The 16666-nt window shown below is 69.3% G+C and carries 13 protein-coding genes; 5 read left to right on the forward strand and 8 right to left on the reverse strand.

Annotated elements, in window-relative coordinates; all coding sequences use genetic code 11:
* The first annotated feature begins 130 nt into the window (after positions 1-130).
* The 3 genes from ACFVT1_RS24975 to ACFVT1_RS24985 all read left to right on the forward strand — a co-directional run bounded on the left by ACFVT1_RS24975 (position 131) and on the right by ACFVT1_RS24985 (position 3912).
* Positions 131-2086 carry a hypothetical protein gene (locus ACFVT1_RS24975; protein WP_389799240.1) on the forward strand — a complete coding sequence of 652 codons (1956 nt, stop codon included), beginning with the start codon at positions 131-133 and terminating at the stop codon, positions 2084-2086.
* Positions 2087-2423: 337 nt separating this feature from the next.
* Positions 2424-3065 carry an IclR family transcriptional regulator gene (locus ACFVT1_RS24980; RefSeq protein WP_124723277.1) on the forward strand — a complete coding sequence of 214 codons (642 nt, stop codon included), beginning with the start codon at positions 2424-2426 and terminating at the stop codon, positions 3063-3065.
* Between the two features lie 58 nt (positions 3066-3123).
* Positions 3124-3912: a S16 family serine protease gene (locus ACFVT1_RS24985; protein WP_389799242.1), complete on the forward strand. Its 789-nt coding sequence runs from the start codon at positions 3124-3126 to the stop codon at positions 3910-3912.
* On the opposite strand, the gene ACFVT1_RS24990 is transcribed toward ACFVT1_RS24985, so the two are convergent.
* The 8 genes from ACFVT1_RS24990 to ACFVT1_RS25025 form a co-directional block, all read right to left on the reverse strand.
* Positions 3842-5257, reverse strand: a complete 1416-nt coding sequence (locus tag ACFVT1_RS24990; protein WP_389799244.1) for an MFS transporter — start codon at positions 5255-5257, stop codon at positions 3842-3844. The two genes, ACFVT1_RS24985 and ACFVT1_RS24990, sit on opposite strands and share 71 nt — an antisense overlap.
* Positions 5258-5303: 46 nt before the next feature.
* Positions 5304-5501, reverse strand: a complete 198-nt coding sequence (locus ACFVT1_RS24995; RefSeq protein WP_389799246.1) for a hypothetical protein — start codon at positions 5499-5501, stop codon at positions 5304-5306.
* A gap of 12 nt (positions 5502-5513) precedes the next feature.
* Positions 5514-6122, reverse strand: a complete 609-nt coding sequence (locus ACFVT1_RS25000) for a helix-turn-helix domain-containing protein (protein WP_389799248.1) — start codon at positions 6120-6122, stop codon at positions 5514-5516.
* Between the two features lie 108 nt (positions 6123-6230).
* Complete coding sequence (locus tag ACFVT1_RS25005; protein ID WP_389799250.1) at positions 6231-7250, reverse strand: glycine betaine ABC transporter substrate-binding protein; 1020 nt, start codon at positions 7248-7250, stop codon at positions 6231-6233.
* 1 nt (position 7251) lies between these two features.
* Positions 7252-8151 carry an ABC transporter permease gene (locus tag ACFVT1_RS25010; RefSeq protein ID WP_389799253.1) on the reverse strand — a complete coding sequence of 300 codons (900 nt, stop codon included), beginning with the start codon at positions 8149-8151 and terminating at the stop codon, positions 7252-7254.
* Positions 8148-9347: a betaine/proline/choline family ABC transporter ATP-binding protein gene (locus ACFVT1_RS25015; RefSeq protein WP_362205424.1), complete on the reverse strand. Its 1200-nt coding sequence runs from the start codon at positions 9345-9347 to the stop codon at positions 8148-8150. The genes ACFVT1_RS25010 and ACFVT1_RS25015 overlap by 4 nt, the downstream gene beginning before the upstream one ends.
* A 103-nt stretch (positions 9348-9450) precedes the next feature.
* Positions 9451-10098 carry an ABC transporter permease gene (locus ACFVT1_RS25020; RefSeq protein ID WP_389799256.1) on the reverse strand — a complete coding sequence of 216 codons (648 nt, stop codon included), beginning with the start codon at positions 10096-10098 and terminating at the stop codon, positions 9451-9453.
* Between the two features lie 15 nt (positions 10099-10113).
* The gene (locus ACFVT1_RS25025) at positions 10114-10587 is read right to left on the reverse strand and encodes an Lrp/AsnC family transcriptional regulator (protein WP_362205279.1); all 474 of its coding nucleotides are present in this window, start codon (positions 10585-10587) and stop codon (positions 10114-10116) included.
* A gap of 134 nt (positions 10588-10721) precedes the next feature.
* On the opposite strand from ACFVT1_RS25025, the gene hppD reads away from it, so the two are divergent.
* Complete coding sequence (gene hppD / locus ACFVT1_RS25030; RefSeq protein WP_389799258.1) at positions 10722-11867, forward strand: 4-hydroxyphenylpyruvate dioxygenase; 1146 nt, start codon at positions 10722-10724, stop codon at positions 11865-11867.
* Between the two features lie 648 nt (positions 11868-12515).
* On the forward strand, positions 12516-16583 hold the full coding sequence (locus ACFVT1_RS25035; RefSeq protein WP_389799697.1) for a LamG-like jellyroll fold domain-containing protein: 4068 nt from the start codon (positions 12516-12518) through the stop codon (positions 16581-16583).
* Positions 16584-16666 lie beyond the last annotated feature (83 nt).

Here is a 16666-nt window from a genome sequence, read left to right on the forward strand (position 1 = left end):
TATCGCGAAGGAGCAGGCGGGCGTCGCCCTTTCCGAATTCGCGGGATTCCCGCAGTCATGGAGGAACCACATGTTCGCCCGACCGAGATCGAGAAGGACGGAAGGACCCGGTGCGGCGCTGCGTCGTGCCATGGCCCTCACCGCAGGGGCCGTGCTCGTCTGGACCGGCGGAACCGTCGCGCTCGCCCCCGTCGCCCACGCGGGCACCGTCACCCCGACCGTCCACTGCACCCTGCCGGCCGGTCAGGGCGAGGCCACCGGGCCGCAGCAGATGAGCGTCGACCTCTCGCCGGCCATCGTCGACCCGGGCGGCAAGGTCCACGCCAAAGTCACCCTCGGCCCGTCGCCCGCCACCAGCGGACTCAGCCTGAGCGACGTGCCCACCACGCCCAGCATCGACTTCGCCATGTCGGGCGGGGCGACCGGCACGGTCACCGTCACCGGACCCCAGATCAACCTCGACATCCCGTCCGGGAAGCCCATCGAGATCCCGCCGTACGAAGGGGACTTCCTCATCCCCGCCGACGCGAGCGGACCGATCTCCTTCACACCGGTGCGCAATCTGACGCGTACGAAGGTGCTCGGCTCCACCTATGAGACCCCGTGCGACGTGACCGGTGGCGGCGGCTCCATCGGCACCGTCACCGCCGAGGGCACCGCGGGGCATCCGGCCACCCTGACCGCGCCCACCGCCGCAGTCCGGCCGTCCACCGGGGTCGCCCTGTCCGGCAGCCTGTGGACCGCCGGCGCCACCCCCGTCCCGTCGCTGTGCGCGGCGGACGGCGGCGGCTGCGACACCGGCAAGTTCGTCTCCAGCACCCTCGCGATCAGCGGCTCGGGCGAGCTGACCGGGAGCGCGGTGCTCGCCGCGGCGGGCACGGTGCCCGACGGCTCGTACCTGGTGAAGGTCGGTGACGGTACGAAGGAGGCGACCGCGCCCCTGACCGTCAAGGCGTTCCTGCCCACCGGGCCCCGGGCCATCGCGCTCTCCCGCGCCGGCGCACCGGTCGGCAGCGTCGTCAGGGTCACCGGCAGCAACTACTTCCAGGACCGGTGGATCAACACCGTCGGCCTGGACGCGAGCGGGGCGACGCTCGACGACACCGCCGTCTATGTGAAGAGCACCCCCGACGGCACGTTCGGCGTCGACTTCACCGTCTCCGACCCGGCCATCGCCTCGATCCAGGTCGACGAGGGCAACGACCCGGCCACCGTACTGACCACCCCGTTCACCGTGACCGATGCCTCCGCGACGCTCTCCGCGGGCGCCGCGAAGGTCAAACCCGGCGGAGCGATCACCCTCTCCGGCGGCGACTGGCCGACCGGCACGACGCCCGCCGCCGCGCTCTGCGCCGCCGACGGCACCGCCTGCGACAGCGCGCGGATCAGCGGCTCCACCCTCCGGATCAACGCCGACGGAACCCTCGCCGGTACGGTCACCGTGGCCGGATCCACCCCGCGCGCCGTGTACGCGCTCCAGGTCACCGCCGGGGGAGCGCAGGCCCTCACCCCGCTGACCGTCGCCCCGTCCTTCGTCGTCCTCACCCCGTCGGCCGGGCCGAAGGGGACCGCCGTCACCGTTCTCGGCCAGGGCTTCGCGAAGGTTGCCACCGTGTCCCTCGTCGGGCTGCGGGCCGACGGATCGCAGACGTCCGACCCGGTGCGGACGAAGGTCGTCGGGCTGGACGGAGCGTTCTCGCAGACCTTCACGGTCAACGCCACCGACACCGTCGCGATCCGGGTCCGGGAGGTCCTCGTCAACCCGCGTACCGAGACGGCGGCGTTCACCGTCCAGGACGGGACCGTCCCGGCCGGGCCGGCCTTCGCGCTCTCGCCGCCCGAGGGGCCCGTGGGCACGGCGGTCCAGGTGACCGGCCGGGGCTTCGCCCCCGTCGCCACGGTGTCGGTGACCGGCCGCACCGCCGACGGGAAGCAGACCGCGGACACGTATGTCACCCGGATCGTCGGACTCGACGGCACGTTCGCCCTCAACTTCACCGTCCGCGATCCGGCGACGAGGGCGATCAGGGCCTGCGAGGTGCTCGTGAACGGAAAGATTGTGCAACAGTCGTTCACGGTGAGTTAACGCCCGTTCACGTCCGGTATACGGAGCGTCGCCGAGGCGTCGGTCGACCTGGACGCGCGTAGACATCCAGGTTTCGGCCGACGCCTCACTGACCGGCGCTTATGCTTCTTCACCGCAACTCCACTTCCACCGGCGCCCGGATTCTGGACGAGGTCTTCCGCTGAGCGGACTGGCTCGCTACTGTCCAAAAAAATGAACGCCCCGTGGCAACGCCGCCGCGGAGCGCAGCCGGTGCCTTGGCCAGGCCGGCGGCCTCTCCGTGCGTCGCCGCTGGGACCGGCGGCGCACATTCCGTGGGAACCAGCCGCCGCCGCTCACCACCAGAGGAGAGGGCGTCGTGACCGCGGAGACCTCCCAGACGCTCGACCGGGGACTACGGGTCCTCAAGCTGCTCGCCGACACCGACCACGGTCTGACCGTCACCGAGTTGTCCAACAAACTCGGCGTCAACCGCACCGTCGTCTACCGCCTCCTCGCCACCCTGGAGCAACACGCCCTGGTGCGCCGTGATCTGGGGGGCCGGGCCAGGGTGGGCCTGGGCGTGCTGCGCCTGGGCCGCCAGGTGCATCCGCTCGTACGGGAAGCCGCGCTGCCCGCGCTGCGGTCCCTCGCCGAGGACATCGGGGCCACCGCCCACCTCACGCTGGTCGACGGCAGTGACGCGCTGGCGGTCGCGGTCGTCGAGCCGACCTGGACCGACTACCACGTGGCCTACCGGGCCGGGTTCCGCCACCCGCTGGACCGGGGTGCCGCGGGCCGTGCGATCCTCGCCGCCCGCCAGAAGCCGGTGGGCGAGACCGCCTTCACCCTCACCCACGGCGAGCTGGAAGCCGGGGCGAGCGGGGCGGCGGCCGCGCTGGTGGGGGTGACCGGGGTCGAGGGCAGCGTCGGCGTGGTGATGCTCGCCGATTCCGTACCCGAGCGGGTCGGTCCCCGGGTCGTGGACGCGGCCCGCGAGGTGGCGGACGCGCTGAGGTAGGGCCGGGCCGGGGCGGGGCACGGCCCGCACCACCCGCCCCGGTGGTTAGATTGGGCGGGTGCTCACTCGTCTCTCGCGCCCCCGCACCCTCGCCCTGTGCGCCCTGCCCGTAGTCGCCCTGTTCGGTGTGGCCGCCTTCGCGCCGCTGCCGTTCACGCTGGCGCAGCCCGGCACGACCGCGAACGTGCTCGGGAGCGATCACGGCACCCCTGTGATCAGCATCAAGGGCGCGCCCACCCGCACCACCCGGGGCGAGCTGCGGATGACGACGATCGTCGCGACCGGGCCCACCGCCGACGTCGGTGCCGGCGATGTGATCGACAGCTGGTTCCGGACGGACCGGGCGGTCCTGCCCCGCGAATCCGTCTACCCGACCGGCGGCTCCGAGAAGGAGATCGAGCAGCACAACCTCGACGACATGCGGAAGTCGCAGAACTCCGCCGTCGACGCGGCGCTGAACTATCTCGGCAAGCCCAAGGGCTCGGTCGACGTCACCCTGCACCTCGCCGATGTGGGCGGCCCCAGCGCGGGCCTGTTCTTCGCGCTCGGCATCGTCGACAAGCTCGACGGCGACGGCTCCGGCGGCGACCTCACCGGTGGCCGGACCGTCGCGGGCACCGGCACGATCCAGGCGAACGGCGAGGTCGGGGCGGTCGGCGGGGTGTCGCTGAAGACTCAGGCCGCGCGCCGTGACGGTGCGACCGTCTTCCTCGTCCCGAAGGCCGAGTGCACGGAGGCGGGCGCCGAGCTGCCCAAGGGGCTCCAGCTGATCCCCGTCACGACCCTGAAGAGCGCGGTGTCCTCGCTCCAGGCACTGGAGCAGGGGCGCAAGGTCCCGAGCTGCTGACCTCGCGGGCCGGTGACGGCACGGCAGCAGCCGCCACCGAGCCCTCGGCCCCGGCCCCGGTCCCGGCTTCGGCCCCGGTCCCGGCTTCGGCCTCGGTCCCAGCCCCGGCTTCGGCCTCGCTCCCCACCCCGTCCATCGTGCGCCAGACCGGGAACACCAGCGGGCTCAGTGTCGCCAGCAGGTACACCCCGCCCATCGCCAGCAGCGCACCCCGCGCGCCCGCGCTCTCCACCAGCAGGCCGGCCGCGAGACCGCCCACCGGCATGGCGAGTTCGCCGCCCGCCGTGAGGACCCCGGAGACCCGGCTGCGGAGCTCGTCGGGCACGCTTCCGTAGATCACCGTCGTCAGGATCGGGTTCAGCATCCCGCCCGCGATGCCGCTCAGCGCCATGGTCACGGCCAGCGGCAGTGTCGTCCCGGTCAGCGCCGCAACCGCGTACCTGGGCGCACCGCACAGCAGCACGCACACCGTGAACACGGCCCGCCGCGAGAAGCGGTGGCCGAACCACCCGTACAGCAGCGCCCCGGTCAGCCCGCCCGCGCCGAACAGTGCGGTGAGCAGTCCGATGTCCCTGGCCCCGCCCAGTTCGGCGGAGGCGTGCACCGGCAGCAGGACGGCGTTCCAGCCCTGGTCGGTGCCGTTCATGAAGAGGACCATCACCACGACCGCGAGCAGCAGCCGGTTGCCCAGCAAGTAGGTGTATCCCTCGCGCAGTTCGGTGCGGTACGCCCGCAGCGTGACCGGCTCGGCGGCCTTGCGCGGTTCGGCCGCGCGGACCCCTCGCACCCCGGACGCGATCAGCAGTGCGGACGTCAGGAACGTCGCGGCGTCCAGCAGCAGGACGGTCTCCGCGCCGACCAGGGCGATCAGTACGCCGGCCAGCGCCGCCCCGACCATCCGGGCGCCGCGCGAGACTGCGTCGAAGAGGCTGGCGGCGCGGGCGAGGGTGGTCCCGGCGTGCTCGGCGAGATCCGGTACGAGGACGTAGCGCGCCGTGTTGCCGGGAGTGTGCAGGAGTCCGCCGACCGCCATCAGCGCGCACAGCATCCAGAACGCCAGTGCGTCCGCGTAGTGCAGTACCGGTATGGCGGCGACGGAGACGCCGCACACCAGATCGGAGGTGACGGAGACCCGCCGGCGTCCGATCCGGTCGATGACGGGCCCGCCGATCAGTGCCGAGACGACGATCGGCAGTGTCGCGCAGAAGGCGACGACACCGGCCCTTCCCGCACTGCCCGTGGTCTCCAGGACGAACCACGGCACCCCGATCAGGGTGAGTGAAGTCCCGGCGGTGGATATGGAGTTGGCTGCCAGCACGGATGCGAGCGGCCTGCGGTCACGCATGCCCGCGGGTGTGGTGTCCCGCGCGTTCTTCCCCCCGTCCATCGTGCTAGGCCGTACGGGGCGAGTGGAATGCCGGTGTGGGCCGGTTCGGTATCAGGCGCAGGCCCAACTCGACCATGGTCCAGCCCAGTCGGGTCCGCAGGTTCCTTCGGGGGACGCGGAGTGAGAAGCGGAACTCGTCGGCCTGGTGGCGCAGTTCGGCGGAGCGGACGGCGTGCAGCTGCAGGTGCGTGTCGGGGTGCATGGTGGGTTCCTCTCAGTCTGTGGGGCGCGGGAACGCGTGCAGATGGGTACGGACGAGGGCCGAACCCTCGGTGCCTTCCGGCACCCGGTCCTGGTAGCTCTCGAAGAGGGCGTGGACCTTCTCGATCAGCTCCGCGGAGAGGTCGGGGGTGAGGCGCATCTTGAAATCGCTGACGTCCCAGCCGCGCCGCCACTCCTCGGGCCATTCGTGCATCGTGCCGAGCCAGGTGTTCAGCTCCTGGGCGTGCGAGGTGGCGATCTCGTGGAGTACGACGCCGACGGCGCCGCGCACCTCGGGGTCCGGATGGCTCAGGAACCGGCCGGTGTTGAAGGCGGTGCCCGCGTGGACGGCCCGCCACCAGCGTTCGCGGCCCTTGCCGCGCTCCGGGTCGTCCTCGACGAAGCCGTACGCCGCCAGCTGCCGGAGGTGGTAGCTGGTGGCGCCGCTGGACTCGCCGAGCCGGTCCGCGAGGCCGGAGGCGGTGGCGGGGCCGAACTCCCGCAGCGCGCTCAGCAGCCGCAGGCGCAGGGGGTGGGCGAGCCCGCGCAGGGTGCGGGCGTCGACCAGGTGGACGTTCTCTTCGTCGGCGGGGCTGTCGCCGCCATCTTCTGTTGCGGGCATGGCTCAACTGTAGAGTTACAAAGCAGTCTTTGCAACAGGGTCTTTGCAACCACTTCTTTGCGACATCCGCCGGAGGACTCACGGAGGGCGGCGGAGCTCCGGAGGGGGTCACCCCTTCCTGATGAACCCCTCCCGGAGCAGCCAGTCCTTCGCCACCTCGTGCGGGTCCTGCCCTTCGACATCCACCTTCGCGTTGAGCTCCTGCGCGACCTCCGTCGTCAGCTTCCTGCTGAGCGGGTCGAGCAGCCCCGCGATCTCCGGGTACTTCTCGAAGGTCCTGGTGTGGACGACCGGTGCGGCGTTGTAGTTGGGGAAGAAGTGCTTGTCGTCCACGAGCACGTCGAGATCCATGGCCCTGATCCGGCCGTCCGTGGTGAACACCTCGCCCAGCAGGCAGGAGTTGGGCTTCGAGACCTGGGTGTAGATGATCCCGCCGTCCATCTTCTTGATGTTGCCGGCCGGGATCGACATCCCGTACGCCTTCTCCATCCCCGGCAGCCCGTCGTCGCGCGAGGCGAACTCGTTCTCCACGCAGATCGTCACCGCCGACGGGTTCCTCCTCGCCAGTGCGGCGACGTCGGAGAGCGTCCGCAGGTGGTACTTCGCGTTCTTCTTCCTGCTGACGGCGAGCGCGTAGGTGTTGTTGAGGGTGGACTGCGGCAGCCACGTCACCCCGTTCTTCCGGTCCGCGTCCCGGACCGCCTCCCACTGCTTCAACGGGTCGGCGATCGGCTTCGCGTGGCCCAGGTAGGTGATCCAGCCGGTGCCCGTGTACTCGTACATCGCGTCCGCGCCGCCCTTGACGATCGCCTCGCGCGCACTGATCGAACCGGGCAGGTTCGTCCGGTCCAGGACCTCCGCCCCGGCCGCCTTGAAGACCAGGCCGATCATCTGGCCGAGGATGATGTTCTCGCTGAAGTTCTTCGACGTGACGGTCAGCGAGGCACCGTCCAGCGGCTTCCCCCGGCCGACGGAGCCCGGCACCACGTCGTCCACCATCGGTGAACCGCTCTTCAGCCCGCACCCGGAGAGTGCCAGCGCCAGAGCCACCGCCCCCACGAGCCCGGCACGCACCTTCCGCCGTCCCCCCGCACCCGGCCTCTTCGGCCACCGGCTCCGCGGGCCCATCTCACCCCACCTCCAGCCCGCGCGGGGTCAGCGCCACCTCGACCAGCGAGGCCAGCCAGTCCACCAGCAGCGCCAGCACCACCGTCAGTACGGAACCGAGCACCAGCACCGGCATCCGCTGGGTCTGGATGCCCGAGGTGATCAGGTCCCCGAGACCGCCGCCACCGACGAAGGTGGCCAGGGTCGCGGTGCCGACGTTGAGCACCAGCGCCGTCCGCACACCGGCCAGGATCAGCGGGACGGCGAGCGGCAGTTCGACCTTGGTGAGTGTGCCCAGCGCCGACATGCCGATCCCGCGCGAGGCCTCGACCAGGTTCGGTTCGATCGCCTTGAGGCCGGCCACCGTGTTGGAGAACACCGGCAGCACCGCGTAGATCACCATGCCGATGATCGCCGTCGACGGTCCGATGCCCAGCCAGATCACCAGCAGCGCCAGCAGGCCGATCGCCGGGGTCGCCTGCCCGACGTTGGCGAGCGCGGTGACCAGCGGAGCGCCCCTGCGCAGCCTGCGCCGGGTCAGTGCGATGCCCAGCGGGACGGCGATGATCAGCACCCAGAACGTCGAGATCGCGGTCAGCCTCACATGCTGCCACCAGCGCAGCTGCACATTGCCGCCGGTGAGCGAGTTCCTCGCGATCGAGTCGAGGTGGACGCCGGTGATCCACAGATAGGTGACGGCCAGGACGATCACGAGCGCGGCCGGCAGCAGGACCAGCTTGCGCCAGGTGATCCGGCGTCCGGGCCGCGCCGGTGGCGGCGGGGGTTCCTCCTCCTCGTCGCGGAAGGCATGGCCCTTGACGTCGTGCTCGCCAGGCGGACGGTCCTTGTCGGACGCGGGCACCCGGCGGGGGGAGCGCGCTGTACGCCCCGGCCCGGGGTCGAACGGAGATGTGGGATTCATGCGCCCGCGCCGCCCTCCAGTTCCTGTTCGGTCCGATGGGTGCGGAGTTCCTCCAGGTCGTGCTGGTGCTCGATGGCGGTGAGCCGGTCGGCCTCCAGCAGTTCGTGGACGGAGTTCATCAACGTGTGCATGTCGACGACCCCGATGAACTCGCCGCGCCGCCCGGTCACCGCGACCCGTCCACCGCTGTCGGTCAGCACCGCCTCCAGCGCGTCGTGCAGCGTCGCGTCCCGCGTCACCGTGTCGTGGACCAGCTGCCCGGCACGCGCCAGCGAACCCCGGGCCCGCATCAGGTCGCCGCGCCGCAGCCACTTGTACGGGCGGTTCCTGCGGTCCAGCATCAGGAGCTCGTTGTGCAGGCTGCTGCGCAGCGTGTTGAAGATCGACTGGAGCGGGTCGTCGACCGTCACCGTCGGGAACTGGGCGATCTCCACGTCCCGTACGCGCGTGAGATTGAGCCGCTTCAGCGCCGCCCCGGCACCGACGAACCCCGAGACGAAGTCGTCCGTCGGATTGGTGAGGATCGCCTCCGGAGTGTCGAACTGCGCGATGTGCGACCGCTCCCGCAGCACGGCGATCCGGTCGCCCAGCTTGATCGCCTCGTCGAAGTCGTGGGTGACGAAGACGATCGTCTTGTGCAGCTCGTGCTGGAGCCGGATCAGCTCGTCCTGGAGGTGGTCGCGGGTGATCGGGTCGACCGCGCCGAACGGTTCGTCCATCAGCAGCACCGGTGGATCGGCCGCCAGGGCCCGAGCCACGCCCACCCGCTGCTGCTGTCCGCCGGAGAGCGCGCGCGGGTAGCGCCCGTGGAACTCCCGGGGGTCCAGGCCGACGAGATCGAGCATCTCCTCGACGCGGTCCCGCACCTTCGCCTTCGACCAGCCGACCATCTTCGGTACGAGGGCGATGTTCTCCGCGACCGTCATGTGGGGGAAGAGCCCGGACGACTGGATCGCGTAACCGATCTTGCGGCGCAGTCGTACCGGGTCGATGTCGGTGACGTCCTCGTCGTCGATCCTGATCCGCCCGGACGTCGGCTCGATCAGCCGGTTGATCATCTTCAGGGTGGTGGACTTCCCGCAGCCGGACGGGCCGACGAAGACCACGGTCTCGCCCGCCTTGATGTCCATCGTGACGTTGTCCACCGCCGGGTTCGGATTGCCCGGATAGCGCTTGGTCAGGTTGTCCAGATGGATGGTCGCGCCGGAGGTGGTCCTCGTCGTCCCGGCACGGCCGGCGGCGGTGCTCCCGGCGGCGGAGCCGGTGCTCCCGGATCCGGTCGTCGCGGAGTCGGCGTTCTCAGGCACGGATCCCCCTGGGAATGGTGAGCCGCCCGAGCAGGACGTACGCGGCGTCGAACAGCAGGGCGAGGACGACGATGCCGAGCGTGCCGGCGAGCACCTGATTGATCGCGTTGGCGCTGCCCAGCGAGGCGATGCCGCGGAAGATCTCATTGCCCAGACCGGGGCCCGACGCATACGCGGCGATGGCGGCGATGCCCATCAGCATCTGGGTCGAGACCCGGATGCCGGTGAGGATCGGCGGCCAGGCGAGCGGCAGCTCCACCCGGAACAGCCGGGCCGGCCGCGACATCCCGATGCCCTTCGCCGCGTCGACGAGCGCCGGATCGACCCCGCGCAGCCCCACGATGGCGTTGCGGACGACGGGCAGCAGCCCGTACAGGGTCAGGGTGATCACCGTGGGCGGGACGCCCAGCCCGACCAGCGGGATGAGCAGCCCGATCGCGGCCAGGGACGGGATGGTGAGGATCGTCGCCGTCGACATGATGGCCAGCGACCCCGCCCATCCGCTGCGATAGGTGACGGCCCCGATCAGGATGCCCAGCGCGGTGGCGATGACCATGCACTGGAACACGGCGCTGACGTGCTGGAACGCGTCGGTGAGCAGCTGTTGGTGCCGATTGCCCAGGTACTCCCAGAAGCTCACACGCTCCTCCTCGGCTCAGTCGTCGTCCCCTGCGGCCTGCTCGACGAGCGGGATGACGCGCAGCGGGACCGGGTTCTCCATGACGATGGCCGTGGAGGCCCGGACGATGCCATCAAAACCGACAACCCGGTCGATCACCCGCTGGAGATCGGCGTTGGAACGCGCGACGAGACGGCAGAGCATGTCGCCGTGGCCGGTGGTGGTGTGCAGCTCCAGCACTTCCGGGACACCGGCCAAATGGGCCCGTACATCGGCCCCTTGGCCCTGCTTGATCTCCAGCGTGGCGAACGCCGTGACGGGATAGCCGAGCGCCGCCGGATCGACCGTCGGGCCGAATCCGCGGATGACTCCATTCGACTGAAGCCGGTCGAGGCGCGCCTGCACCGTCCCGCGCGCCACGCCGAGCCGGCGCGATGCCTCCAGGACGCCGATACGGGGCTCACGGGCCAGCAGTACGATGAGCCGGCCGTCCAGTCGATCGATCGCCACGGTGCGCCTCCGGGGGGTCTCTGTGATGGTCATCATGTACAGATAGCCCGGCCATCATCCCGATCCGCTAGGCAGATTGCCCAGGGGATTCGCGAACTGTTGCGCACCTTGCGAAGCGGCGAGAGCCTTCGGACATGACTGAGACTCTGCACACCACCCCCGACACTGCCCGGCAGGCCGACCCCTTCCCGGTGAAGGGAATGGACGCGGTCGTCTTCGCCGTCGGCAACGCCAAGCAGGCCGCGCACTATTACTCGACGGCCTTCGGCATGAAGCTGGTCGCCTACTCCGGGCCGGAGAACGGCAGCCGTGAGACGGCGAGTTACGTCCTGACCAACGGCTCCGCCCGCTTCGTCTTCACCTCCGTCATCAAGGCGTCCACCGACCACGGCCGCTTCCTCGCCGACCATGTGGCCGAGCACGGCGACGGCGTCGTCGACCTGGCCATCGAGGTCCCGGACGCCCGCGCGGCCTACGCCTACGCGGTCGAGCACGGCGCCCTCGGCCTCACCGAGCCGCACGAGGCCAAGGACGAGCACGGCACGGTCGTGCTCGCCGCCATCGCCACGTACGGCAAGACCCGCCACACCCTCGTCGAGCGCACCGGCTACGAGGGCCCCTACCTGCCCGGCTTCGTCGCCGCCGCCCCGATCGTCGAGCCGCCCGCCAAGCGCTTCTTCCAGGCCGTCGACCACTGCGTTGGCAACGTGGAACTCGGCCGGATGAACGAGTGGGTCGGCTTCTACAACTCCGTCATGGGCTTCACCAACATGAAGGAGTTCGTGGGCGACGACATCGCCACCGAGTACTCCGCCCTCATGTCCAAGGTCGTCGCCGACGGCACGCTCAAGGTCAAGTTCCCGATCAACGAACCGGCCATCGCCAAGAAGAAGTCGCAGATCGACGAGTACCTGGAGTTCTACGGCGGCGCGGGCGTCCAGCACATCGCGCTCGCCACGAACGACATCGTCGCCTCGGTGCGCGCGATGCGGGCGGCCGGCGTCCAGTTCCTGGACACCCCCGACTCGTACTACGACACCCTCGGCGAGTGGGCGGGCGAGACCCGCGTCCCCGTGGAGATCCTGCGCGAGCTCAAGATCCTCGTCGACCGGGACGAGGACGGCTACCTGCTGCAGATCTTCACCAAGCCGGTCCAGGACCGCCCGACCGTCTTCTTCGAGATGATCGAGCGCCATGGCTCGATGGGCTTCGGCAAGGGCAACTTCAAGGCCCTGTTCGAGGCGATCGAGCGCGAGCAGGAGAAGCGCGGCAACCTCTGACCTTCAGGCGTACGGGCGGGGCCTCCGGCGAATCCGGGGGCCCCGCCCGCATGTCCCGTTCCTGTCGGCGGGCGTCGGCGGGCACACCTCCGGCACACGACGCGCAGGCCGATCGGCTCCTTGACCACACTGAACGATGAGGCGGCCGGGAAGCAGCCGACCGCCGCAGGCCCTCGACGGGACCCCTCGGTCCGCGGGGTGGCAGGGCATCCTTCGCGCGACGTGACACCTCGACCGGCCGATGTCACTTCAGCCCCGGCACGAGGGCGTTCCGGACGGCGGTCGCGTGCCCGGTGATGAGGCGAATCACATACTGCTTGTCCTGTTTCGTGTGAGTAATGTGCCGACTACCTCTAGTTATTCACATGGTCTCTACATAGGGTCCCTGCAAGATCCTATTTCTCAGGGGATCTTCATCTTCTTGGGGGAGTCGGGGTGGGTTCTGTGTGGAGACGTGTGCGTTCCCGGGGCGGAGCGGGGGTCGTAGCCGCCGCGGTGAGCCTTGCCGCGGTGGCGGCTCTGGCACCGCAAGCTGCTGCTGCTGCCTCACCCGAGGCACCAACGGCATCCGAGTCCGAACCCGCCCCCGAGGCGAGCGTCGCCGCCGCGCAGGACACTGCGAAGCGCACCGGCAAGCCTGTCGAGGTGATGTCGCTGCGTGGGGAAAGCCGGGATGTCTTCGCGACGGCCGACGGGAATCTGGAGGCTCGGGAGTATCTGCGTCCGGTGAGAGTCCGGGTCGGTGGAGAGTGGAAGCCGGTCGACACCGATCTGACCCGGCCCGACGGGGGTGGCGTCGCGCCGAAGGCAAGCACCGTCGGCCTGACATTCTCCGGGGGCGGCAGCGCCCCGTTGGTGCGCATGAAGAAGGCGGGTCGTGAGCTGGCCCTGTCGTGGCCCGGGGAGCTGCCCGCGCCGGAGTTGGACGGCGCGACCGCCACGTACAGCAATGTCCTCCCGGATGTGGATCTGCGCATGGAGGCGCAGGAGGACGGATTCACCCAGCTGTTGGTGGTGAAGTCGGCAGAGGCCGCGGAGAGCAAGGAGCTCGCCGAACTGCGTCTGAAGCTCGACGCCCAGGGCATGGACGTGAACAAGACGGCCGACGGGGGGCTCCAGGCCGTCGACCGAGGTGCGCAGGGGACGGTGTTCGAGGCGCCGAAGCCGATGATGTGGGACTCCAGCACCACTGCACCCGGAAATCGGGAGAAGGTTTCCGCCGCGGCCGGTTCGCCCATGTCGGCGGATGCGGCCGGACCGATGGCGGCGGGGGAGGAGCCGGCGCCGACGGAGTCGGGACGGCTTGCCCCGGTGGGTGTGAAGATCGCGGCGGGTGGCGACGAGCTCGTACTGACACCGGACGCCGATGTGCTGAGGGGCGCAGACACCACATATCCGGTCTTCATCGATCCGCAGTGGTATTCGCCGCGGGCCTCGGCGTGGACGATGGCCTCCAAGTACTGGGCCTCTTCCCCGCAATGGAAGTTCAACGGTGAGTCCACGGCAGGCATGGGGTACTGCAACTGGAGCTACTGCGCCCCGAATGACACCAAGCGGTTGTTCTACCGGATTCCCACCTCGACGTTCGCGGGCAAGTCGGTCCTGTCGGCGGAGTTCGTGGTGCGGAACACCTGGTCGGCCTCGTGTTCTGCGCGCAGCGTTCAGCTGTGGCGGACGAAGGACATCTCGTCGTCGACGACATGGAACTCGCAGAACGCGTCAGGGTTCTGGATCAAGGAGCTGGCGTCGAAGTCCTTCGCATACGGGTCCGACGGCTGTGCGGCGAAGGATGCGGAGTTCGACGTGAAGTCCGCTGTGCAGGAGGCCGCGAACGGCAAGTGGGCCACGATGACCTTCGGTCTGCAGGCGGCCAGCGAGGTGGACGGATACGGCTGGAAGCGATTCTCGGACAAGGCGTTTCTTCGGGTGAAGTACAACCGCCCGCCGGCGCAGGTGAAGATGTCGCAGCTGTCGATGGAGTACGGCGGAACGTGCAAGCGCCCGGACAGCGCAGCCCGGGTCCGTACCCTGGGGAAGATATACGCGAACAATGTGACAGATCCCGACGGCGACAGTGTTTCGGTGCAGTTCCAGGCTTCCTGGGACACGGGGGACGGCAAGGGGGCTGTTGCGCGGTGGAGTCCGGCGAGGACCACGTCGAAGCCGTCCGGTTCAAGCTTCGCGATCAGCCTGCCGACCTCGATACCGCCGAACAAACAGATCGCCTGGTACGTCCGCTCCTATGACGGAGCTCAGTACTCCCCCTGGTCGACCGCAGGCGATCCCACGGGTTGCTATTTCACCTACGACACCTCGGTGCCGAAGGCCCCGGCCGTGACCTCGGGCGACTACCCGGCTTCTGATCCCGGGAACCCGGAGGACCCATGGTTCGACGGGGTGGGTAAATACGGCGCGTTCGAACTGAAGGCCGCCAACAGCGATGTGACGAAATACTGGTACGGGATAAACAGTGATCCGTCGTCGAAGAACACGGTGGCGACATCAGGAGGTGTGGCGAAGACCGTCAGGATTCTGCCCTCCGAACCCGGGCTGAATTTCGTCACCGCTCAGGCATTCGACGCGGCCGGAAACGGCAGTGAGATCCGTACATACCAGTACCGGGTCAAGGCCGGCCAACCGGAGAAGGCCGCCTGGAGCATGAACGACGCGGCCGGGGCGACCGAAGCGAAGGGCACCGCGGGGGCCCAGGTCGCCACGCTGCGAGGTGGAGCCACCCCCGGTGTTCCCGGGGTCATCGGGACGGCGGTGTCGTTCGACGGTGTCGACGATTTCGCCGAGACGGATATCCCCGCCGTCTCCACCGAGACCGGATTCTCGGTATCGGCGTGGGCGAATCTGTCAAAGATGCCGGAAACGGCGGCGATCATCGCCGCGCAGCCCGGAAACCACAGTCCGAGTTTCGAGCTGTACTACTCCAAGGCATATGATCGTTGGGTTTTCAACCAATACACGTCCGACTCGGCAACCGCGGGTGCCGTACGTGCGATGGCGGATGCCCCTGGCGGTGTGACCGCCGGGAAGTGGACCCACCTGGTCGGCACCTACAGCTCGGCCTCGAAAGAGCTGAAGCTCTACGTCCAAGGGGTACTGGTCGGCACAGCCCTGCACAGCACGCCCTGGGATGCCCGGCGTGGACTCCAGATCGGTGCGGGCTCGTACAGCGGTCGGCCGGGCTCGTTCTTCCCCGGCGCCATCGACGACGTACGGATCTTTGACAAGCCGGTCTCCGCAGCGGAGGTGACGAGCCTCTACAACAAGCAGCCCATCGGCTCCGGCAGGCCGGCCCGCGCGGTGTTTCCCATGGACGAGGCGGCCGACGCCACGAAGATCACGGGCCGTGCGGATGTCTTCCCGGCCGTCCTCAAGGGAGGCGCCGTCACCGGCAAGCCCGGTATGGACGGCAACGCGCTCACGCTCGACGGCACGGACGACTACGCCACCGCCGGGGCGCCTCATCTGAACAATCAGCGCAGCTTCACCGTGTCCGCGTGGGCGAAGCTTCCTGAGACCAAGCCGAATCATGCGGGCATCATCGCCACTCAGACCGGCGTCCACCGACCTGCGTTCGAGCTGTATTACTCAAGCGCGTACGACCGTTGGGTCTTCAATCAGTTCGTCTCCGACACCTCCGGTTCGAGTGCCATCCGTGCCATCCAGGCCGAGGGCACGACGGCCCGGGGCGGAGAATGGGTACATCTCGTCGGAGTGCTCGACACCGTGGTGGACCAACTGATCCTGTACGTCAACGGAGTCGAGGCCGGCCGTGCCAACGCGTCCACGACCTGGTACGCGGGTGGACCGGTACAGATCGGGGCCGGCTCCTACGACGGCCGGCCGGACTCGTTCTTCCCCGGCCAGATCGACGACGTCCGATTCTTCGACCGGCCGGTGTCCGCCGATGAGGTTCAGCAACTGTTCCGCCAGAGCCCGGTGCTCAAGGGCCGCTGGAACTTCGAGGAGAAGAGCACGGGTTCACCCGCCACTACTCCGGACTCGACCGGCCGGAACCAGCCCATGAGTCTGTACGGGGGTGCGGAGCTCGGGCCGGGAATGATCGACCTCAACGGCCTTCAGCTCAATGGGGTCGACGCCTATGCGGCGATCCCGGCCGTGCCTGTCGATACGAGTTCGAGCTTCACCGTGACCGCCTGGGCACAGGCAGCCGCTCAGCCAGACCATTCGATGTCGGTGGTCAGCGCCGCGGGCAGCGCGCGCAGCGCCTTCGACGTGCGCTTCCAGCCCGATCCCGCGGATGTCACCGGACTGGGCCGCTGGGAGCTGACGCTTCCCGATGCGGACACCTCAGGTGCTCCGGCCAAGCAGGTCAGCAGCACGGAGTTCTACGACGTGCGCGACTGGAACCACCTTGCCGTGGTCTACGACGGCTTCGCCAAGGAGGCCCGCCTCTACGTCAATGGGGTGCTCCAGGAAGTCGCCTGTGGCGACAACGACGGAGACGGCGCCGCCGATGACAGTGCCTGCCAGGATCTGGTCGCCTGGGCAGATGACGTACTGACGTTCAAGGCCGGCAAGACGTTGCGGGTGGGACACGCGATGTCGGACACGACCAGCGGATACTTCGCCGGGTCGATCGACGATGTCTGGGCGTTCCAGGGGGCGTTGAGCGAGAAACAGGTCAGCCAGCTCGCCAACACCTGGTTCGACATTCCGACCGAAGTTCCGTCCGGCAGTTGACATAGCCGCAGAGCAGGGGCGCCGGACCGCGATCAACGTCCGGACCGGCGCCCGCCCGCCCCTCACGAGCGTGCCCCTTCAGT

It is taken from the genome of Streptomyces sp. NPDC057963 (assembly GCF_042887155.1).
GTDB lineage: Bacteria > Actinomycetota > Actinomycetes > Streptomycetales > Streptomycetaceae > Streptomyces.